Genomic DNA, 19,770 nt, shown 5'->3' with positions numbered 1-19,770 from the left:
CCGTAGAGGTTCCCTAACACGGCGATGGCCGATTCCACGTGCGCGGGACGCAAGGGGGGCCTGCGCGATTGCGGGTGAACCGTTAGCCGATCGACCAGACAAACGACGCGCTGGCCGTCCGGTTCGGCTGCAGATGCACCGGAATATGCCGCCCGTAGCCGGCCGCGAGCCCCTCGAACAGGCCCGTGAGCACGCTCGCACAGGCCGGGTGATAATCGCCGACATCGGCCATCAGCTTCCAGCCCTGCTGGCGGATTTCGAACTGGCCTTCCGATTGGATGATCTCGGCGACATCGTCTTGCGATGCGAACAGGATGCGCAGGAAATCGACGAATTCCTTCGCGCCGCCGCGGCTGCCACCGAGCGCGGCTGCGACCTCATCGAAATACTGCATGCCAATCAGCTTGCCGGTGAGATGCAATAGATAGCTGGCGTCCTCCGGACCGAACACCTGCACGATGACGGGCGCCGCGGTCTTCACATATTCCATCGCGTAGTTGCGATAGGCTTTTTCCAGCCGTGGCTTCGGCCAGCTATCGACCGGCAACGCGGGCGCAGTTTTTGGATCGAAGCGCGGCGCTTCGAGATGACGCGCGAAGACGAGACGCTGGCCGAGCTCGAGCGGATGATCGTACGCGCAGTAATAGCCCTCGAGCCCGTCCTGGCCGTCGACGCTCTGCTTGGTGCAGACGAAGCCGAGCCGGAGATCGCCGAGAGCTGCGCCGTTGTTCGCATGCCAGCCGCGCAGCATCGCGCGCGAGACTTCGCCGGGCACGCCGCAGATCGCGGTCCCCTTCCAGATCCAGCGCGGCGGCGGATAGCGGATCCAGGCCTTGCGATCGGTCTCGTACATGTATTCGACATGCACGCCGCCGATCCAGTTGGAGAGATAGTGATACTGCGCAGCCGCCACCGCCGGCGGCAGATGATCGAGGCCGAGCTTCTTCAAGCCCGGCAAGAAGCGCTCCTGCTGCTGGCGGCGGAATACGCGGAAGACGAACTCGGCGGCATCAGCGGTGCCACGTCGCGTTACCACGGTGAGGATGAGGCCGGTGAAAAACGCGTGATAGAGATCGGCGACGCTGCGCCATTTGCGCCATTGGGCTTCGCGTGCGTCGTCGGTCATGCTCGCTCCCGCTTGTTGTTTAGCGTGAGTGTGTCATCGCCGATGGAGCTGCGCAATCAAACACACATGAGGTGTCATCGCCCGACCTGTGCGCAATTGCGCACATGGTTCGGGCGCCCCAGTATTCCAGAGAACGAAATTATCGATCGAAAGGCCGCGGCGTACTGGGTTCCCGCTTTCGCGGGAATGACAGCTGTAAATGAGGGCATAGTTTATCCGCAAAACGCCGCCCTTTCTGCATCTACGAACGTCGAATCGATCCGTGAATAAGGGCAAAGCTCGCCGCAAATGTGGGCATAGTCGATCCGCAAGCTGGCCTCCGGACAAAAAAATCGGCCGCGCCGGCGCCGCGACCGATTGGGTAAAATCCGAGAATTTACGCCGGCAAGGCGCGCTCGCAGTCGACGCTTCAAACCTCTAGTGACGCCGGCACGTCCTCACGCCGGTAGATCCAACCGCCAATCTTGAGCGGCGCGAAGGCCGGCTCAATCCCGGCGCGCTCCATCGCCCTCCTGACGGTGGTAGGGTGCATTCCCCGCTCGCGGGCCAGAAGCCACGCCGAGATGAACGTCTTGCGGAAGGCCTCGACCTCGGCCGGCATCACCACGACCTGCTCTTGCCTGGTCACGGGATTCCTGACGACGACCGTCTTGATGTAGCCCTCTTTGATCAGGGCACGCGCTACCGGCTCGGAGGTGCAGATCGCGACGGTCGCCTGCCGGAGCTTCAGCCCACCGTGGTCCCGGTCCCGTACGATGCGCATCACCTCGGCTAGATCAAGGAGAAGGGCGGCATAGCCGTGCTTTCCTTTAAGCCTAAAGGTGCTCTTCAGATGCCCGTCGAGCAGGTGACGCAAAACAACCGCCGTCGGCCTGCTCGTCCGCCGCGGCACGTCCTTCATCGAAATCTGCCCCTTCGATCGTGCCGCCACGGGCTTGGCGTTCCGCAGGATGCTCCCGACGAAGGCATCGAGCTCCGAGATCGCGTAGCGCGGCCTGACCTTCGATTTCGGCGGCATCGCGACCGGTCGGATGAACCCGTCCCGCGCGAGGCGGGCTGCGTCCGCGGCCGTCGCACCGATGTGCTTTGCGACCTCCGGGATGGCCAAGGACTGCCTCTCCAATTCCACCGCCTCCAAGCCGGCGCGGGCGTCGAACGCGATCTTGTGGAACGAATAAGCCATCTGGCGATCACCGATCACGCCGAACCCGTGCAAGACCTTCTTCAGCCGATGCGGATTGAGGCCGGTTTCGTCAGCCAAGGACCAGACCGAGTGCAGCCGGCGCTCGTCGACCACCTTGCCCAGGAACTCCTCTCCCGGCCGCAGGGCGAAGCTATTGAGCACGAAGTCGGTTACGAACGACCGCACGGGCGCGAACGCCGCATGCCGCGGATAGACGCGCTGCCGGCGGGTCTTCAGGAGCTTGAACAACGAGCCGATCGCCGCGGCGGGCCCGTAGAGCCCCCCTTTGCGTAGCATGGAGAAGTCATGCTGGATGTCCTCCAGAAACCCGGTGAACGCCTCCGCGCCGCCGCGCAGGACCAAAAATCCGGCGTGCCCACCCAGACGACGCCGTCCTTCGTCGAGACGATCGAAATCCACCGTGCGCCCGTAGAGCTTCATAGCTCCGACTAGCTGGCAAAGCGTGATCGCGACGTGAATCTCGAGCGTGTCGAGCAGACCGATCGGCGCCGACCGTTTCGCCAGCCTCGCCGAAACGTACTCTTCCAGGCCGGTCGGCTGCCGCCGGACGGCGCTGCTCGCCAGCGCATCCAGGCGCGGCAGCGACGGCGCGACCAGCCGCGCGAAATCATGGCGGAGTGCGTATTCATCGGCGCTCGCGACCTCGACCAGGCCGAGGCGGTGGACCGCGCAGGTCGTTATCGCCTCGATGCACCAATCGGCGCGGTTGAAGACCACAGCCTCCGGATCCCGATCTGGATCGGAGTTCGCGGCCACGTCCGCACGAAGGCATTCCGGGCAAACCATGACGCGCCGGCGTCTCAGCATATCGCGGACGAACATCTCGCCCCGATGTTGATAATCGAAACCCTTGCCGCGAACGAAGGCAAACTCCATGAGGTCGGCCGCCGGGAGCCCGGCTAGGTCTGCCAGGTCAACGACGGCCCCCACCGCGCCGTCCACGATGCCCTGGAAATCGAGTCCGAAGTCGCCACAGAGCTCTAGCGCCGTCAGGCCGTTTAGGAAGGCGAGCCGCGAGAGCAGGCTGGTCGGCGGCTCGGACGCGCACTGATCGAGCGTTGCCGGAAGCTTCATCAAAATTTCCTAGTGGTCTTGCGGACGTTCTTGCTCGGACCGACCGACGGCTCCTCTTCCTCCTCATCTTCCAGGATGACGCTGGGGTCGAGGTCCATCCAGTTCGGTGACAAGAACATGTTCAGGGCCTCCGGCTGCATCGTGCGCTCGGCGTAGGCTTCCGCGAAGTCCTTCCGGCCGATGGTCCGGCGATGCCCCTCGACGCAGAGCGTGATGGCCTCGAGCAGGATCTCGATCACCAGGCCCATCTGGAGGGCAGCCGCCCGGCGAAGCCGGGGCACGAGTTCCTCTTCCGGCTTGGCCACCAGCTTCAGCCCCACCGCCTTCGCGAAGCTCGCGACCACGTCGGCAATCCAGGCCGTGTCGTCCTCGGGGACGAGGTCTTCGAAGACGACGTACTTGAGGCGGCGGGAAAGCTGACGGTCGCCCTTCGTCACGGCCACGATCTCGTCTGTGCCGCTGAGAATCAGGTGAACCGGCCAGATCCGGGAGATCATCAGGTTACGCAGCGTGTCCCTGATCTTCTTGAGCTCCTTCTTACTCGCCTGGTGGAGCACGTTCCCGAAATCGTCGATATGCAGAAACAGGATCTTCTGCGCCCTCAACTGCGCCCTGACGCGCTTCCAGACCTCGTTCTCGCGCAAAACCGAGTCGGATTCGGGTTCGTAGCCGAGCTCCTCGAGGATGGTGTAGCCGAGCTGGCCGAGCGTGCACGAGCCGGGCGCCAGCACGCTGACGAGAATGCATCCGGACCCCGGCTCGCCGTACCCAGGAAACGCCGGATGCTCGGCAAAGGCGACTTCGAGGGCCTCGGTCTTGCCCGAGCCGCTTTCGCCGACGACGGCGAAGCCGACGCCGGCGCGGCGATTGCGCCCGGAAAGCGGCTTCCGCGGAAAACGTTTCTTCACGGCGTTCGCGATCAGGCGCTTGATCTGGACCGCGATGCGTTCGTCGCGGTTCGATCTCACGTAGGTCGTCTCGAGCTTGGCCATCACGGCCGCCACGCGGCCGTCCTCGGCCGTCAGGAACGACGTCAGCGACGCCAGCCGGTCGGAGATGTCGTCGTCCACCACCGGCTTCGCCTGGGGCTTGCGGCGGCTCATTTGCCGCCCTCGCCGCCGATCTTCCAGTGCACTCCGCGCGACCTCGGCTTGGGAGCCGCTGCCGGCTTCGCGGAGACCCGTGTCGTCGCCCGCGTCCGCTTGGATCCACGGGCCTTGGCGGTGCGCGTGGGCGCTGCGGCGCGAGCTGCGCTGTCGCCCTGTCCGCCCACCGTCAAGGCGCCGTCGTACAGGTCCTTCGGGCCGGCCTGCTTGGCCTTCTTCCGCTCCGGCACGAACTTGACGCCGATCTTCATGCGGCTCTGGTGATGGGCGATCTCCTTCGGCGACATGGGCTCGAGCGCGATGTTCATGCGCTCGCGGCCGATCTTGCCGACCTTGACGAGGTGGGAGATCGTGTCGTCGAGGAGAGGGCGCGTCAGCTTGTTGACCGCCGCGTTCCGCATCTGGAATTCATCCCAGACCGCGATCCAGTCCTTGACGGTGACGTTGCTAAGCTCCTCCGGTCCTTCGACGAGAACCCAGTCGCCGCCGATCTTGGCCGAGATCGCTCCCATCTTCCGGAGGTCGACCCGGACCGGGATGGCGACGTGCTTCTTGACGCCGAAATACTCGTTCAGTTCGGCCGACTGATAGTCCACGCCGAAGACGCGAAGTCCGCTGGCGTCGAGGATCGGATGGAGTTCGACGCCGAAGACGATGCGCCGGAGATGGTCGTCCGGCGGGGGATCGACGCCGAACTCCTCGGTGAGGCGCAACCAGGCGGCCCGAGGCGTTTCGCCCCCGAGTCCGTCGTGCGGGCAATTGTGATAGTGGTCGATCTTGTACCTGACCAGCGCCTCGGCGAACTCGTCGACGGTCAGATTGGCTCTACCCTGGCTGTCGTAGTCGCCCTTCTCGACCACGTCGGAGAACGTCCGGCCCGCGAACAAGGCGATGAACTTATCCTTCGTGGTTCGAAAGACGCGTTCGACGGCGCCGCGCAGAAAGGGCACCGCGCTCACGGTCGTCTGGAAGATGACATCCAGGTCGACGACCCGCGTGCGCACGTCATGGTTGGCGAAGCTGGTGCCGGCGTCGGCGACGATCATCTCTGGCGTCCCGTACACGTCCCAAGGCGTCACGGCGCCGGCGGCATCGACGTAGTCCTGCTTGTCCGAGACGATCATGTCGAGCGTGCGGATCGCATTGGCCGACGAGGCCTTGCGGGCGAGACTCATTCCGACGACGCACTTCGTCGCCACACAGATGGCCAGACACAGGACGAGCCTGACCCTCGGCACCTTGGCCCTCTGCTCCTCGGTGTAGGTATCCCACACGCCCGTCAGGATCAGCAGGATGTGGAGGTCGACCGTCCATTCGTCGATCTCGACGCGCTCCAGCGGACGCACCACGTCGGCGAGCCCGGCGCTGACGGCGCGGAAATAGTTCTTGGCGCGTTCCTCGCCCTCCTGGCCGGCCATAAGGTCGAATGCCGGGATCTTCGCCACTTCGTCGAGCAGGCAGACGTAGGACGGCACCTTCAGGTCCGGACGCCCCGCTGCGCGACGCTCCTTGTTTTTCTGCTCGATGTGCGCCGACATGCGCCGCCACACGTCCTTGACGTCCGGCTTTTCCGGCGTCGCCACGATGAGCGAGAACTCATGGAGGATCGCGTATTCCTCGGCCGTGAAGCGGCCGCTCTTGTTGCCGCACTTGCGGTGCTTCGTGCGCAGCGCCAGCGGGTTCATGTTGGCGGCGACGAGCTCCTTCACCCAATCGCGAAGGCATTTCGGCCCCGGCGGCTTGCGGATAAGGACCTTGCGGCCTGCACGCTTACGCTTCTTTTGGGAGACCCTCGCCGTCTCGGTCGCCTCGATCTCCGCCGCCATGGCTTCGATCGCCTTGGTCAGCTTGTCGTCGCTCCCGATCCGCTTCTTGTTCTTCTTGCCTTCCTCCGACATGCGGATGTAGGCCATGCAGTACGCGAGCTTCCAGAGGATGTCGGCCTGCTCCTCCTGCGGCAGGTCGCTGAGGTGATCGACACCCGCGTGCGTGCGCGCCTTGGCGAGCTCGGGCCGGTAGAAGTTGCGGTCCAGCCGGAAGCCCGGGCTGAAGCGCACGATGTCCATCTGTTCGCGGCTGAGGGTTTGCGTCACGTCCGGGTTGTCGGCCCGGGCGATCGTGACCGAATGGCGGTCGTGATCCACTACGATGTAGTGGACGCCGTCGATAATCATGCGGTCGTGACGGCCGAAACGCAGGCGCACGCCGCCCCGCGGGCGCGGAGCGGGTGCCGGGGGCTCAATCCGGAGCTTGGCCATGCGCGCCCCCTTAGGTCTTATCGTTCGGGCGGCAGACGACCGCCTTCGAGACCATGCGGCCGTGGCGGACGAGGCGCAGCTTGCCGGCCGCGACGGCACGGGCGGCGGCGCGATAGCCGTAGCCGCGGCGACCGCTGGCCTTGGCCAGCGCGCCCAGCGTCGTCGAGCCGTGCAGTCCGGAGATCAGCCGCTCGATGATCGCATCGTCGTCGGGATAGGGCTTGCGGCGGACGGTGTGGATCAGGCGCGCATTGAAGCGGTCCTCATCGGTCAACTTCTCCTCGGTGATCAGGTTGATGCGGGTCGCGACCTTCGGCGACATCTGCCACTGGAGGTAGCCGTGGATCTCCTGGATCCGGGAGGCCTCGACCTTGCTCTCCGGCTTCACGGAGTGCGCGGTCTTCGTGCCGTCGGCGTGGATCGACATGAAGTCGAACGTGAAGCGGTGGCGCTTCCCGTCGGCGTCGACGAACGAGACCTGAGGATACTGGTCGATGACGTCGACGACGTCGGGCCGCGCCAGGAGCGACAGCGCTGCGTCCAGCTCGAGGTTCGATTCGTAGGCGGTGGCGTTGCCGTTCGCCTGGAACCCACCCCGGGACGACCCCTTCGAGCGCAGCGAGATCTTGCGCTTGCCGCGGCTGCGGCGGGGCGGGGTCCAGACCTTCGACGTCGCCACCGGCGGCCGCAGGTTCGGGTTCGGCTTCAGATAGTCTTCGAGCGTCTTCCACGTCGTCGTCATGATCCTCGGCTTTCGGCAAAGCGATGCCGTTCGCCGGTTTTGGGCCGGCGTTAAGCATGCTCGTGGTGGGGAGCCGACAGCCGGAAATCCGGCGCAATGCCGCTTGCGAGAAGCGGACGATTGAGCGAAGATCAGATCGCCTTAGCGGGTGCGGTCTGGTCGACGCTTCGGCCAGTCGGTTTCGGGGCGGTCCGGTGCAACGGGCCGCCCCTTTTCGTTGCGGGCTACGTGTCTGGGTCTGTTTTCCTCTCGTTCCCGATGCTCAGGTAAGCTGCGGTCGTGGCGATCGGCAAGAAGATTCCTGTTTTTGCGCGCCGACCAAAATTGGTAGAAACCCTTGTGGCACAGTGACTTCTGGACTCTTTTCCAAGGACTCGTCTGCCAACGATTTTCAGGAAACCAGCTGATTACAGGGGTCGGCGGATTTCGGGAGTGCGGCAGACGAATCCTTGAAGAATTTCGTTAACCATTTTCGACATTCCCTGGGCCCCCCACCGCGCAGCCGTCAGATTCTCGGCGGCATATCGGCCGGATCGAGACCGAGACCCGGAAACACCGCCTCCTGGTCTGGCTCAAATCCCCAGCGCGCCTGGACCATCGCGCCGGCGAATTCCGCCTTCGCAAGCCAGCGGTCGTCGTCCTGGGCCATGACGTGAGCCATCATGGCGAATGATTGGGGGGCGAAAGTCTTCAGCGCGACGGGCTGCCCGTCGCTCGCGAACGTGACGCCTCTGAAGGGAGGCTCCCGAAGCGCCCGGGACAGCAGGTCCGCCTGGTCGCCGTCGGCCGTACGATCGAGCAGGTAGCGCTCGGAAACGATGTCCAGTCCGACGCCATCGGGGGCCTGAACGGTCATGATGTCGTCACGCTGACGGACCCGGGCCTTGTCGCCCACGACCTCCTGATAGACGTCCACTATGCCGTCGATCTCCACGGCTTCGACGGTGGGATCGAAAACGAACATCAGGCGGTCGTCGCGGACGAGATCGACCGGGGCGATGACGCGACTTTCGCGTTCGTAGGCCAAGAGTGACGCGCCGCAGAACAGGGTGATCTGGGCATCGACCGAATTCAGCCAAAAGGCCCGCAAGACCTCTGCATTCCGGGTCGGAAGGCGCGTCAATCCGCGCGCCCGCGCCAGTCGCCCGCCAAGCGTGATGTCGTCTTTATGGGTCTGGATGGTCTCGCGGGCGGTCGCCCGCCGCCCCATGAATTCGGCGTAGATTGCCTCCGTCTCGGGGGTTCGGCGCCCCAGCGACGACCAGACCTTCTTGCCGGTCTCGGGATCCTGCCGGTAGCGAGTCAGATACTCGCGGCCCTTCGCGACCTTCCACTGCATGCCGCCGTCGAGGTCGTGCTTGTCCCGCAGGGATTGGCCATACTCGGGCCACACGTCAGCCAGGGTCTCCAAGAGATCCCTTTCAGCCGAATTCATGTGCCTAAGATCGACCATTATTGTCCACTACGTTATAGTGCGCAATGAAATCTAGTAGAAACTTTCTTAAGAGTCAACTGCGCACTATAACATCGTGCGCGATATTTTGCCCTGTGTCCCCTGATCGGCAATGATGGCAACTGCCGAATCAAGGATTTTCGATGCCGACCGAACCTAAAAAGAAGACTTCACGAAGCGGTCCGCGCCTCCCCGCCGGCACCAAACAGATGCTGGTGCTCATGGACGAAACGGTGATTAAACAGGTGAAGATCGCCGCGATCGAGGACGGCACGAAGATGTCGAAGGCCGTCGAGACCGCTGTGAAGGAGTGGCTGGCGAGGCGCGCTGCGAGCCGTCAACCTAGGTGATGCCGATGCGTAACTAATTCCCGCTCCAAAGCGCCTGTCCTAAGTTTATTTCAAACGGAAACGTCCGCCGTCACGACTGCAAAACCCATATGGGAAGGGCAATGGCCTGGACTTAGCCGTCAACATGGGCGGTTTTTGTCTTCCTCCCAAGGGTTGACGCTTTTAGATCCGCGTCATTCTGTAGGCGGCTGATTATTCGGGGAATGCAGATGAGCGGTTCGAGCGGCCGTGAGACCAAAATTGCCAAGCTTCAGGAAATTCTAATTTCCGAAACGCGGGCAGCATTGGATCCACAAGCTTATGCGGATTTACCGCCGCTGTTGGCGATTCTGGCTCGGCCTCTTCTTCAGATGCGTTCGATGGTTCGCGCTGGCGCATCTGTCACGAAACTTTTCTCGCTTCTCCATGATGACCTGATCAGGAAGCGCCTCATTCCCCACCAGGTGCTACTGCGAGGCCCTGATGGTGTGCCGTCGCCTGCAGCCCACGCGATAGCTCTTCGGAATCATCTTCAAGGTTGCGGCTTTACCTTAGAGGCAGAGTTCCTCACGCAACTGATTCCGACCATCGAGAATTCGCCTCCGAAATTCGTCCTTCGGATCGTCTTTCCGGAAATCGAGGAGATGTTTAGGAGGAAGGTCTACGAACCGCACGCGGACGGCATATCGGCATTCCGCGAGGCTCGATACATAATTCTTGGCCGGCTCAATCATGCCGGCCCGAACGACTTCTTGTCGATTTTTGAGGCGACCGATCCATACATCCTAACACAGCTTGCGTTTCTGGATCTTGCCTACTCAAGCGTGGACATGATGGCGAAACTGAAAAACGCGCCGGCCGGCGATGGCCGCCGGGCCTATCTGCGGTTTCAACGATCCTTCAAGTATGTCGGCAACAGGCACGAGATACTTCATGGACTGACTGTCGAACATCGAACCGATGCCATCTCAGACAACATTCTGGCGAACGTGCTGACGCTGTATGCATCTACAGTCGTGATTTCCGCCTACTTGTCCGATCTTCTCGCTGCTAACGGAAATCTACGACTTTCACGAGATCCGCAGATAACTCCGGCGATGACTTCGGAGCTTCGAAAAAAAATGTCTGCCGCCCTTCGCCAACTCGGCGCTCTGATTTCCAAGCCGAAGCCTAACGCATCCGCTGGGTCACCTTATTAGATTTCCGCAATCAGCTTCGCTCAGCCTTACTGAATGCGAGAGAGGCCCATTTTTAGGGCCATTCTCGCATTCAGGCATCACGCAGCGGGCCGACTTTGCTTCAACTTGCGGACGGCTTTGCCCTCATTTGCGGGCCGACATGGGCTCCCTACGGACAAACTATGCCCTCATTCACAACAGCGGAGGAAGTGGCTACACGCGGAAATGCTTGCTCAGCTTCAGGCCCTGGGCCTGGTAGTTGGAGCCGATGCGCTGGCCGTACATCGCATCAGGCCGCTCCAGCATGCGCTCATAGACGAGGCGACCGACGATCTGGCCGTGCTCGAGGATGAACGGCACCTCGCGCGAACGCACCTCCAGCACGGCGCGTGCGCCCTTGCCGCCGGCGCCGGCATAGCCGAAGCCGGGATCGAAAAAGCCGGCGTAATGCACGCGGAATTCACCGACCAGCGGATCGAACGGCACCATCTCGGCGGCGTAGTCCGGCGGCACCTGCACGGCCTCTTTCGAGGCCAGGATGTAGAACTCGCCGGGATCGAGAATGAGACTGCCGTCGGACCGCGCCTTGATCGGCTCCCAGAAATCATCGACGGCATAGCCGCCGCGGCGATCGACATCGACCACGCCGGTGTGGCGCTTGGCGCGGTAACCGACGAAGCCGCCTGAATTCGCGCCCGACAGATCGACCGACAGCGCGACGCCCTGAGTGAGATCGGCGGCGTCGATATCGACCAGACGCTCGGCCGCATGCAGCGCCTCGAGCTCGTCGGCATTGAGCACGGCGTCCCCAATGCGGAAACGCACCTGGGAGAGCCGCGAGCCCTCGCGCAGCAGCACCGGGAAGGTCTTCGGGCTGATCTCGGCATAAAGCGGACCGTGATAGCCGGCGCCGATCATGTCGAAGCGGCGGGTGCCGTCAGCGATCACGCGGGTGAACACATCGAGCCGGCCGGTCGAGCTTTTTGGATTGGCGGCGGCGACGATCTCGGGCGGCAGGGCAAGACTTTCCAACAGCGGCACGATGTAGACGCAATTCGTCTCCAGCACCGCGCCGTCGGAGAGATCGATTTCGTGCAGCTTCAACTCGTCGATGCGCTCGGCGACCGTCGCATCCGGCCCCGGCAGGAAGCTCGCCCGCACCCGATAGGCGATATCGCCAAGGCGGAGGTCGAGGCTGGCCGGCTGGATCTGGCTCTCGACGAAGTCATAGGCCGGCAGAATGAGGCCGGCGTCCGCCATCTCCGCGATCATGCGGTCGGGCAGGATTCCATTGGCTTCGTCTTCCAGCGTGAACGACACGGCACTTCCCTCGGAATGGCCTGTTTTGCCTCATCCAAGCCCCAAAATACAGGCTTTTACGGGTTATCCGATGACCGGCTTGACGGAAAGGGCGCGAGCGAATATCAGCTGCACTTATCCCGTGGTGATTTGAGCCGGCCGGCTTGCAGCCACGTTAAATAAGTCGCTAAACAGGCCGGGGACAGTGTGATCCCGGCTTGTGGAGGTTTCTCCAGGCCGGTTTTTTTGTGCCCGTTTCAAGAGCGAAGCGGTCACGTCGGAGGTCACATGTCTGAATCGAGATCTGCCGCCCAATATCGCCCCGAAACCCGCCTCGTCCATGGCGGCACGCTGCGCTCGCAATTTGGCGAGACCTCGGAGGCGCTGTTCCTGACCCAGGGCTACGTCTACGACAGCGCCGAGCAATGCGAGGCGCGGTTCAAGGGCGAGGACCCCGGCTTCATCTATTCGCGCTACTCCAACCCGACGATCGCGATGTTCGAGCGCCGCATGATCGAGCTCGAGGGCGCCGAAGCCGCCCGCTCGACCGCGACCGGCATGGCGGCGGTGACGACTGCGATCCTCGCGCCGCTCAAGGCCGGCGATCATCTCGTTGCCTCCAAGGCGCTGTTCGGCTCCTGCCTCTACGTGGTGCAGGATCTCTTGCCGCGCTACGGCATCGAGACCACGCTGGTTGACGGGGCGGATCTCGACCAGTGGAAGCGCGCGCTGAAGGCCAACACCAAATCGTTCTTCCTGGAGAGCCCGACCAACCCGACGCTCGACGTGCTCGACATTCCCGCGATCGCCGAGATCGCCCATAGCGGCGGCGCGCGGCTGATCGTCGACAACGTGTTCGCGACCCCGATCTGGCAGAGCCCGCTCGCGCTCGGCGCCGACGTCGTGGTCTACTCCGCGACCAAGCATATCGACGGCCAGGGCCGCTGCCTCGGCGGCGTGATCCTGTCGTCGGAAGCGTTCATCGCCGAGCACCTCCACAATTTCATGCGCCAGACCGGGCCGTCGCTGTCGCCGTTCAACGCCTGGGCGCTGCTGAAGGGCCTGGAGACGCTCGGCGTGCGCGTGCGGGCGCAGAGCGAGAGCGCGGCGAAGATCGCAGATGCGCTGGCCTCGCATCCGAAGATCTCGCGGCTGATCTATCCCGGACGGAAGGATCATCCGCAGGCGGAGCTGGTCAAAAAGCAGATGCGCGGCGGCTCGACGCTGGTTGGCTTCGAGGTCAAGGGCGGCAAGGCGGCGGCGTTCCGCCTGCTCAATGCGCTTAAGCTCGCCAAGATCTCCAACAATCTCGGCGACGCCAAGAGTCTCGTCACGCATCCCGCCACCACGACGCATCAGCGTCTGAAGCCGGAGGCGCGGGCCGAGCTCGGCATCAGCGAAGGCTTCATTCGTTTCTCCACGGGCCTCGAGCATGCCGACGATCTGATCGAGGACTTTGCGCAGGCGCTGGAGAAGGCTTGATGTGAAGGCTTGATGTGTAGGGTGGGCAAAGGCGCTCTTGCGCCGTGCCCACCATCAGCACTCTGCTCGTGAAGGTGGGCACGCTTCGCTTTGCCCACCCTACAAATCCTACATCGGCCGATACGTCCGCACGTCGGCCGGCACGGTCTGGCCGAGCTTGATCTGGCCGACCGACCTGATGATGTCGTCGCCGAGCAATTGCGCAAAGCAGGCGTAGCCCCAGTCGTTCATATGCAGGCCGTCGGCGATGACGAAATTGTCGATCGGGATCGCCTGCTTCTCATGCCAGTCGCGCATCACCTCGAAGCGCGGGAAGATGCCGACTTGGCGGAGCGCGGCGATGCGGCCGAGCAGCTTGACCATGCCCCGCGCGCTCTCGGGGCGTTCATTGACCCGCGGCGAATATTGGGGATCGACCAGCACGATGTCGGCGCCGGCGGCCTGGATGCGCGCCACGCCGTCCTCGACCTGCTTTTCGGTTTCACCCTGATCGAGATTGCGCAGCACGGCGTTGGTGCCGACCTGCCAGATCACCAGGTCCGGATGCGCGTCGATCACCTCGGTCTGCAACCGCTTCATCATCTCCGGCGCATCCTCGCCGCCCTTGCCGCGATTGACCACGGTGATGTCGGCGGTCGGATATTGCCGGCGCAGCTGCGCGGCCAGCCGGTTCGGATAGGTGAACTCCGGCGCCGAGGAGCCATAGCCCTGCGTCGACGACGAACCGAATGCGATGATGGTGACCGGCCGCCCCGCGATCAGCTTGCTCGCGACATGCGGCAGCGAGCCCATGGTCTTGGCGACGCCCTTCGGGGCCGAGCACGGCACGCGGTTAAGAATATCGCTGGCGGATTTGGCGACCTCTTTCACCTTGTCAAACGCACGGCCGGTGATGCCCTTCGTCTGCGCGGCCGTGGCTTGATCCGCGGCGGCGTTCGCTACCGGCGCTGCGACAGGCCTAGTCGTCTCAGCCTTTGCGTTCGGCGACAGCGCGGCGTGCTGATCGGCTTGCTGTGACTGCGCACGCACCGGGGCAGACATCAGCAGCGCGAATGCTGCGACCGCGGACAGCGCAAGCGATGCGCTCGGGCGAAACGGGGGCAAACCAACCATTAACGCTACTTCCCTAATTCTGCTGCGCCGGCTCCAGATGCGCCGCGTCGATCACGAATTTCGACAGCGCGCGGCCGAGGCAGGCGTGAACTTGCTTGGCCAGCTCCACGCCGTGCGAGGTGCTGAACAGGTCGAAATCACCGGCTTCGTTCCAGTAACGCATGATGGCGAACCGGTCGAACAGCGGAACCTCGTGCTGTTGCGCCACCACGCGCAGATTGTCCAAATAGGGCGGCGCGGAGATCATCGTCTCTGTCCGCGGGCTGTATTGCAGGTTGACCAAAACCACGTCGGCCCCGGCGTTCTGCAACGCAACAACTCCTTCATCGACAGCACTACGGAAGTCGTCGGGATCGATCGATCGCATAGCATCGACGGTTCCGGTCTGCCAGATGACCAAAGTAGGCCTCTTTGTTTCTACCAGCTTTACCAGGGTTCCGGCAGCGTCTTCGGCCGTTTTTGAGGGCTGTAGTTCTACGGATAGATTAACGGTAACGGCCGCCGGGAGCCGCTCCTTGAGCGCCGCCTGCAACTTGGCCGGGTAGGCGCTGGCCTCCTGCGCCGGGATCGTCGAGGAGCGGCTGCCGACCACGAGGACGTTGAGCGGCTGGCCTTTCTTGACGGTCTCCTCGACCCGCTTCAGCACGCCGTCGCTCTGCAGGAGATAGGCCGGAACGTCGCAGGGCTGCTTGGCGGCGTCCTCGGCGCGCGCGGGCGCCGCGGTCAAAAAACCGCCGAGCAGCATCAGGCCTAGCATCGTCCAGGCGGACTTCATGCTCCCCCTCCCGCCAGATCGGCGTTGCCGCCGGTGCCTTTGTTACGCGACGCACCTTTGTCGGCGGAGTGTTTGTACCACGAAATGATCCACGCCATGCCCCACATGATCAGGATGCCGCAGACACTGACCAGCGCGTGCAGTGCGGCACCGCCCGAAATCTCCGCAAGCACGAAATGTCCGGCGAAGGCGAGGAAGACCCCGAGGCAGAATATCTCAAGCGAATGCTGGCCACACAGGATCAAAGGTCGCAGCCAGGGCGATTTCAACCCCGGCCAATCCCGGGGGAGGAAACGCACGGTCAGCGCGGCGAGCGCCAGGAAATGGGCAAAGCGCAGCACATCGAGGTCGGTCTTGTTGATCGGATACATCCACTGCTCGATGCGCTTGGGCATGATGTGGCCGAGCTGCGGCACATACCAGGTCAAGGTCACGCAGAACGCCGCGACCAGGTAGACGATGCAGATCCACATCGTGATGTTGGACGACAGGATGCGCGACATCCGCCACGCGCCGCCGAGCGCGCACCAGGCGCCGAACACGAACAGCAATTGCCAGGCGAACGGGTTGAAGGCCCAGAAACCGTTCGGATAGGCGGAGAGATAGAGGTCGAACTGCCAGGTCACGGCGTAGAGCACCGCCGACAGCGCCAGCGTCAGATCCGGCTTCCATTTCATCAGCCACAGGATCAGCGGCAGGAACAGCATCAGCACGATGTAGAGCGGCAGCACGTCCATGTTGACGGGACGGAAGCGCAAGAGCAGCGCCTGGACGATGGTGACGTCGGGCTGCTTGAGGAAGTCCATGATCCCCATCTCTTCGCTGTAGAGCGGGTTCTCGAACGACGTGGCGACGTAGGAGATTTCGGCGAGGAAGATCGTGAACAGGAAGACATGGGCGACATAGATCTGCCAGACCCGGCGCAGGATGCGGGCGGTCGCGACCAGGAAGCCGGCCTCCAGCATGGCGCGGCCGTAGACGAAGGCTGCGGTGTAGCCGGAGATGAAGATGAAGATCTCGGTGGCGTCGGAGAAGCCGTAATTGCGGATGGTCAGCCAGGTCAGGATGTTCTGCGGCAGATGGTCGATGAAGATCAGCCAGAGCGCCAGCCCGCGGAACAGGTCGAGCCGCAGCTCGCGCTCGCCGGTGGCCGGCAGCGTGATCGCAGGCGCCTTGACCGCAGCAGGCTCGACCAAAGCAGGCTCGACCAAAGCCTTGGCCGCCGCGGCATCCGCGACCGGCGCTCCGGCAATCTGATCGGCAATCGAACTCATCGGTCATTCCGCAGGCAGAGAGAGTCGCGCGCGCCGTCCTGGAAAGATCATATCGGCCGGCGACTTGCGCACAAGACCGACGGCGGCGGCCACGCGCCGCGGCCTCTAGAATGGAACTGTGGTGAAACCGCGATGGTATCTCCGTGCAACGGATCAACTTTGACGATTAGGGCACGCGATTTGTTCCAGCCGGCAAATTCGATATGATGCGCGGCAGACGCTTGTTTGAGCATGATCTGTCCGGAAAAACTGCTGCACACTTTTCCGGATCATGCTCGCCTCACCGGAATCGCCTTGATGTACCGCGCCGTTACCCGCCAGATCGAAGTCACCGTCGAGCCGAATTTCATGCCGGGGCGCTCGTCGGCGGAGAAGGGCGAGTATTTCTGGTCGTATACCATCGTGATCACCAATTCCGGCACCGAGACGGTGCAGCTGCGCACCCGGCACTGGATCATCACCGACGCCACCGGCCGCCAGCAGGAGGTGCGCGGCGAAGGCGTGGTCGGCGAGCAGCCGGTGCTCGGCCCCGGCGAGCGCTACAAATACACCTCCGGCGTCCCCCTGCCGACCACCTCCGGCTTCATGACCGGCAGCTACCAGATGATCAGCGAGACCGGCGAACGCTTCGACGTCGACGTGCCGACATTCTCGCTGGACAGCCCGAGCCCGGACGGGAAGCGGGTGTTGAACTGACGCCCGTTGCCGCAACGGCCATGCCGTAGTTGTTGCGCGGGCCCCTCCAACATCGTCGCCCTGGCGAAAGCCAGGGCCCATAACCACCGAGTTTGGTTGTGAGAGGGATCGCGGCCCCAGCGTCGCGCGCCAACGAACATTCGTGGTAATGGGTCCTGGCCTTCGCCAGGACGACGAGTATGTTGCGTTCGCCAATCTCAACAACTCGCAGCTTCGCATTCTCGCGACATGATTTGTCCGAGTTATCCATTTCGTTCCGCCCTCTCTCGATAGCGAGGGCGCAGGGAAAGCCGGGCGCTCACTTGCACCCGAGGTCTCGTGCGCAATGTGCACAAAAAAGTGCGCACACGAGCATACAGGTGCAGCCGAGACAGCCCGGCTTCCCCTGCGCGATGGCTTTACGGCTTATACGTGCTCGCCCTGGTGAGACTCTGCTTTTGTGCCACCATCATCCGCGATCGGCTTTGGGCCTCTCACGGACTTGCCACCTGCATCGGGGCGGCAGGCCCACACGACTTCGCCGTCCGCCTTGCGCGCACACGCCTGTCGCACGCTCGGCGGCCACCGCATCGTCACCCACGTCCGTGGCGTTCGCGAGCGCCCCTCGTGTCGGGTGAGACGGCGCTATTATTAGCATAAACAGAAGTTCGCGTAAAGAGGAATATTTTTGCTGTGGGGCCTTGCGTCGTCGGGCAAATCAGCGGTCTAATGTCAGCGGGAGCGCCGTAGGGCGGATTAGCCGTAAGGCGTAATCCGCCGACCGGTGTCGTGGCAAAAGATGGCGGATTACGCTTCGCTAATCCGCCCTACGCAGCGACATAACTGCGCTGCTACATCACCCGGATCGGGAGGCTGACATTGATGCCGCGGCCGCTCGGATAGAGCACCTGCAGCACGACAAAGTCGGAGCCGAGATAGCCGCGCTGCGAGACATAGGTCGCCTGCACGCCCGGAACACGGCGGCGGTTGCAGGCGTTGCGGACGTTGGAGACCGGGAAATTCGGAAACACGCCGGTGCGCTGGATGCTGACCCGGCCGTGCTCCGGACCCTGCACCACCCGCATCACCACCTCGCCGGTCGAGGTGCAGTCCGGATTGGTGGAATAAGCCTGATAGAGCTGGAGCCGCTTGCCGGAGGCAACGGCCTTGTCGGCATAGGCGGTAGTGATCGACAGCAGAAATCCCACGGCAATCAAGACAACGCGCATTTTGGTCCCCAAGCCCAATGTTGAAATAAAGGGGAACCATACACGTCGAGATTGCGCGCCGTCGAGAGGTGCACGCCGATATCTGGAGAGACGTTCAGGTGCCAGAGAGTGAGATCGTAGGCACTGGCAAGTGAGGGACGCACCGGCGGAAGGGTTCCCTCCCCCCTTGCGGGGGAGGGTTAGGGAGAGGGGTACCACACGGGTGGTCTCTCCATGTGCCTTACAATGACAAGCGATCGAAAGATTGCGAGAGCGATGAATCCATCCATCATCTCGCCCGGGTTACCCCTCTCCCCAACCCTCCCCCGCAAGGGGGGAGGGAGCCTGAGCAGCGTGCTCACCTCACGATGATGGCGCAAGGTATACCCATAACTACGGCGCTTATGCTTCCACGCCCGCTTCGGTCGGCGTGAACTCGTACACCGACGAGCAGAACTCGCAGGTGACAACGACCTTGCCGTCCTTGACCATGTCGGCGCGGTCGTTGGGCGCAAAGCTCTTCAGCATGGCGGATACGGCGTCGCGCGAGCAGGAGCATTGCGCGCGCAGGGTTTGCGGATTGAAGACGCGCACCCCACGCTCGTGGAACAGACGATACAGCAGCCGCTCGCCGGAGAGATCGGGATCGATCAGTTCGACGTCCTCGACGGTCGAGATCAGCGACTGGCCTTCGACCCAGGCGTCATCGTCGGGCACGACATGCGCCTCCGTGCCCTCGGGCGCGTCGCCCGGATGCAGGTCGGCCTGCTTGGCGCGCTCGGGGGCCTTGGGCAGGAATTGCAGCAGCATGCCGCCGGCACGCCAGTGCAGCTTGCCGCCCTCGCCGCCGCGCATCTCCTCGCCGACGGCAAGCCGCACGCGGGTCGGGATCTGCTCGGAGCGCAGGAAATATTCATGGGCGGCCTCTTCGAGGCTGCCGCCGTCGAGCGCCACCAGGCCCTGGTAGCGGCTGGTGTTGGCGCCCTGGTCGATGGTCATCGCCAGATGCCCCTTGCCGAGCAGCGCGCCGGAAGTCTGGCCGGGCTTGAGCTGCGCGGCATCGTAGCGCGCATAGGCGCGCAGGCGGTCGGGCGCCTGGAAATCGACGATCAGCAGCGACACCGGCCCGTCGGTGCGGGTCTGCAGGATGAAGCGACCCTCGAACTTCACGGACGAGCCGAGCAGCGTCGTCAGCACGATGGCCTCGCCGAGCAGCTTGCCGACCGGCGGCGGATAATCGTGCTTGTGCAGGATCTCGTCGAGCGCGGGGCCAAGCCGGGTCAGCCGGCCGCGCAAGTCCAGCGCGTCGACGTCGAACGCCAGCACGGCGTCGTCGACCGGGATGGCCGAGGGCGCGCGGGTGGGTGTTTCGGGCGTGATTTTGATGTCGGGGGAGTTTGCAGTCATGGCGTCTATCTAGGTCGGAAGTCAGGAATCGAAAGGGGGGCTTACGCGTCCCGGACGCGGTGCAGCG

General features: G+C 63.4%; 16 protein-coding genes and 1 riboswitch. Of the genes, 4 read left to right on the top strand and 12 right to left on the bottom strand.

Annotated elements, in window-relative coordinates; translation table 11 throughout:
• Positions 1-82 precede the first annotated feature (82 nt).
• The 6 genes from JQ604_RS12040 to JQ604_RS12015 form a co-directional block, all read right to left on the bottom strand.
• Positions 83-1,126, bottom strand: a complete 1,044-nt coding sequence (locus JQ604_RS12040) for a hypothetical protein (protein WP_212357373.1) — start codon at positions 1,124-1,126, stop codon at positions 83-85.
• 409 nt (positions 1,127-1,535) lie between these two features.
• Complete coding sequence (locus JQ604_RS12035) at positions 1,536-3,404, bottom strand: TniQ family protein (RefSeq protein ID WP_212357370.1); 1,869 nt, start codon at positions 3,402-3,404, stop codon at positions 1,536-1,538.
• A complete protein-coding gene (locus tag JQ604_RS12030; RefSeq protein WP_212357367.1) occupies positions 3,404-4,507 on the bottom strand; it encodes a TniB family NTP-binding protein in 1,104 nt (367 codons plus the stop codon). The genes JQ604_RS12035 and JQ604_RS12030 overlap by 1 nt, the downstream gene beginning before the upstream one ends.
• Positions 4,504-6,867 (bottom strand): DDE-type integrase/transposase/recombinase, encoded by a 2,364-nt coding sequence (locus JQ604_RS12025; protein ID WP_212357364.1) that lies wholly within the window; start codon positions 6,865-6,867, stop codon positions 4,504-4,506. The genes JQ604_RS12030 and JQ604_RS12025 overlap by 4 nt, the downstream gene beginning before the upstream one ends.
• Positions 6,779-7,510 (bottom strand): TnsA endonuclease N-terminal domain-containing protein, encoded by a 732-nt coding sequence (locus JQ604_RS12020; RefSeq protein ID WP_212357361.1) that lies wholly within the window; start codon positions 7,508-7,510, stop codon positions 6,779-6,781. Before JQ604_RS12020 ends, JQ604_RS12025 begins: the two co-directional genes overlap by 89 nt.
• 505 nt (positions 7,511-8,015) lie before the next feature.
• Entirely contained in the window at positions 8,016-8,945 is a 930-nt protein-coding gene (locus tag JQ604_RS12015; protein ID WP_212357358.1) for a hypothetical protein, read from the bottom strand.
• A gap of 161 nt (positions 8,946-9,106) precedes the next feature.
• Between JQ604_RS12015 and JQ604_RS12010 the strand changes: the two genes are divergently transcribed.
• Complete coding sequence (locus JQ604_RS12010) at positions 9,107-9,313, top strand: hypothetical protein (protein ID WP_212357354.1); 207 nt, start codon at positions 9,107-9,109, stop codon at positions 9,311-9,313.
• Positions 9,314-9,522: 209 nt separating this feature from the next.
• Positions 9,523-10,491: a hypothetical protein gene (locus JQ604_RS12005; RefSeq protein WP_212357351.1), complete on the top strand. Its 969-nt coding sequence runs from the start codon at positions 9,523-9,525 to the stop codon at positions 10,489-10,491.
• Positions 10,492-10,683: 192 nt separating this feature from the next.
• On the opposite strand, the gene JQ604_RS12000 is transcribed toward JQ604_RS12005, so the two are convergent.
• Positions 10,684-11,790, bottom strand: coding sequence for a 2'-deoxycytidine 5'-triphosphate deaminase (locus tag JQ604_RS12000; RefSeq protein WP_212357348.1), 1,107 nt, complete (start codon positions 11,788-11,790; stop codon positions 10,684-10,686).
• A 111-nt stretch (positions 11,791-11,901) separates the two neighbouring features.
• Positions 11,902-11,981, top strand: a riboswitch (SAM riboswitch).
• Between the two features lie 76 nt (positions 11,982-12,057).
• Between JQ604_RS12000 and JQ604_RS11995 the strand changes: the two genes are divergently transcribed.
• The gene (locus JQ604_RS11995; RefSeq protein WP_212357345.1) at positions 12,058-13,251 is read left to right on the top strand and encodes an O-succinylhomoserine sulfhydrylase; all 1,194 of its coding nucleotides are present in this window, start codon (positions 12,058-12,060) and stop codon (positions 13,249-13,251) included.
• A 108-nt stretch (positions 13,252-13,359) separates the two neighbouring features.
• On the opposite strand, the gene JQ604_RS11990 is transcribed toward JQ604_RS11995, so the two are convergent.
• The 3 genes from JQ604_RS11990 to JQ604_RS11980 are packed head-to-tail and all read right to left on the bottom strand — an operon-like array spanning position 13,360 to position 16,413.
• Positions 13,360-14,364, bottom strand: a complete 1,005-nt coding sequence (locus JQ604_RS11990; RefSeq protein WP_249158206.1) for an SGNH/GDSL hydrolase family protein — start codon at positions 14,362-14,364, stop codon at positions 13,360-13,362.
• Between the two features lie 13 nt (positions 14,365-14,377).
• Positions 14,378-15,139 carry an SGNH/GDSL hydrolase family protein gene (locus JQ604_RS11985; protein WP_212357342.1) on the bottom strand — a complete coding sequence of 254 codons (762 nt, stop codon included), beginning with the start codon at positions 15,137-15,139 and terminating at the stop codon, positions 14,378-14,380.
• A complete protein-coding gene (locus JQ604_RS11980) occupies positions 15,136-16,413 on the bottom strand; it encodes an OpgC domain-containing protein (protein WP_212357339.1) in 1,278 nt (425 codons plus the stop codon). The genes JQ604_RS11985 and JQ604_RS11980 overlap by 4 nt, the downstream gene beginning before the upstream one ends.
• Before the next feature lie 297 nt (positions 16,414-16,710).
• Between JQ604_RS11980 and apaG the strand changes: the two genes are divergently transcribed.
• Positions 16,711-17,109 carry a Co2+/Mg2+ efflux protein ApaG gene (apaG, locus tag JQ604_RS11975; RefSeq protein ID WP_212357336.1) on the top strand — a complete coding sequence of 133 codons (399 nt, stop codon included), beginning with the start codon at positions 16,711-16,713 and terminating at the stop codon, positions 17,107-17,109.
• Positions 17,110-17,939: 830 nt separating this feature from the next.
• Here the strand turns inward: apaG and JQ604_RS11970 are convergent.
• Together JQ604_RS11970 and JQ604_RS11965 are read right to left on the bottom strand one after the other, a co-directional pair.
• A complete protein-coding gene (locus JQ604_RS11970; protein WP_212357333.1) occupies positions 17,940-18,317 on the bottom strand; it encodes a hypothetical protein in 378 nt (125 codons plus the stop codon).
• A gap of 381 nt (positions 18,318-18,698) precedes the next feature.
• The gene (locus JQ604_RS11965; protein ID WP_212357330.1) at positions 18,699-19,703 is read right to left on the bottom strand and encodes an Hsp33 family molecular chaperone; all 1,005 of its coding nucleotides are present in this window, start codon (positions 19,701-19,703) and stop codon (positions 18,699-18,701) included.
• Positions 19,704-19,770 lie beyond the last annotated feature (67 nt).

The organism is Bradyrhizobium jicamae, assembly GCF_018130695.1.
Classification (GTDB): domain Bacteria; phylum Pseudomonadota; class Alphaproteobacteria; order Rhizobiales; family Xanthobacteraceae; genus Bradyrhizobium; species Bradyrhizobium jicamae_B.
Note: the sequence above shows the minus strand (reverse complement) of the source record. Positions and strands in the feature narration are given on the sequence as shown.

Bases quoted from the DNA above. Each gene is read 5' to 3' on its own strand.
- JQ604_RS12040 (WP_212357373.1), bottom strand. From the start codon at position 1,126: ATGACCGACGACGCACGCGAAGCCCAATGGCGCAAATGGCGCAGCGTC.
- JQ604_RS12030 (WP_212357367.1), bottom strand. From the start codon at position 4,507: ATGAGCCGCCGCAAGCCCCAGGCGAAGCCGGTGGTGGACGACGACATC.
- apaG (WP_212357336.1), top strand. From the start codon at position 16,711: ATGTACCGCGCCGTTACCCGCCAGATCGAAGTCACCGTCGAGCCGAAT.
- JQ604_RS11985 (WP_212357342.1), bottom strand. From the start codon at position 15,139: ATGAAGTCCGCCTGGACGATGCTAGGCCTGATGCTGCTCGGCGGTTTT.
- JQ604_RS11970 (WP_212357333.1), bottom strand. From the start codon at position 18,317: ATGCGCGTTGTCTTGATTGCCGTGGGATTTCTGCTGTCGATCACTACC.
- JQ604_RS11980 (WP_212357339.1), bottom strand. From the start codon at position 16,413: ATGAGTTCGATTGCCGATCAGATTGCCGGAGCGCCGGTCGCGGATGCC.
- JQ604_RS11965 (WP_212357330.1), bottom strand. From the start codon at position 19,703: ATGACTGCAAACTCCCCCGACATCAAAATCACGCCCGAAACACCCACC.
- JQ604_RS11990 (WP_249158206.1), bottom strand. From the start codon at position 14,364: ATGGTTGGTTTGCCCCCGTTTCGCCCGAGCGCATCGCTTGCGCTGTCC.
- JQ604_RS12005 (WP_212357351.1), top strand. From the start codon at position 9,523: ATGAGCGGTTCGAGCGGCCGTGAGACCAAAATTGCCAAGCTTCAGGAA.
- JQ604_RS12035 (WP_212357370.1), bottom strand. From the start codon at position 3,404: ATGAAGCTTCCGGCAACGCTCGATCAGTGCGCGTCCGAGCCGCCGACC.
- JQ604_RS12020 (WP_212357361.1), bottom strand. From the start codon at position 7,510: ATGACGACGACGTGGAAGACGCTCGAAGACTATCTGAAGCCGAACCCG.
- JQ604_RS12015 (WP_212357358.1), bottom strand. From the start codon at position 8,945: ATGAATTCGGCTGAAAGGGATCTCTTGGAGACCCTGGCTGACGTGTGG.
- JQ604_RS11995 (WP_212357345.1), top strand. From the start codon at position 12,058: ATGTCTGAATCGAGATCTGCCGCCCAATATCGCCCCGAAACCCGCCTC.
- JQ604_RS12010 (WP_212357354.1), top strand. From the start codon at position 9,107: ATGCCGACCGAACCTAAAAAGAAGACTTCACGAAGCGGTCCGCGCCTC.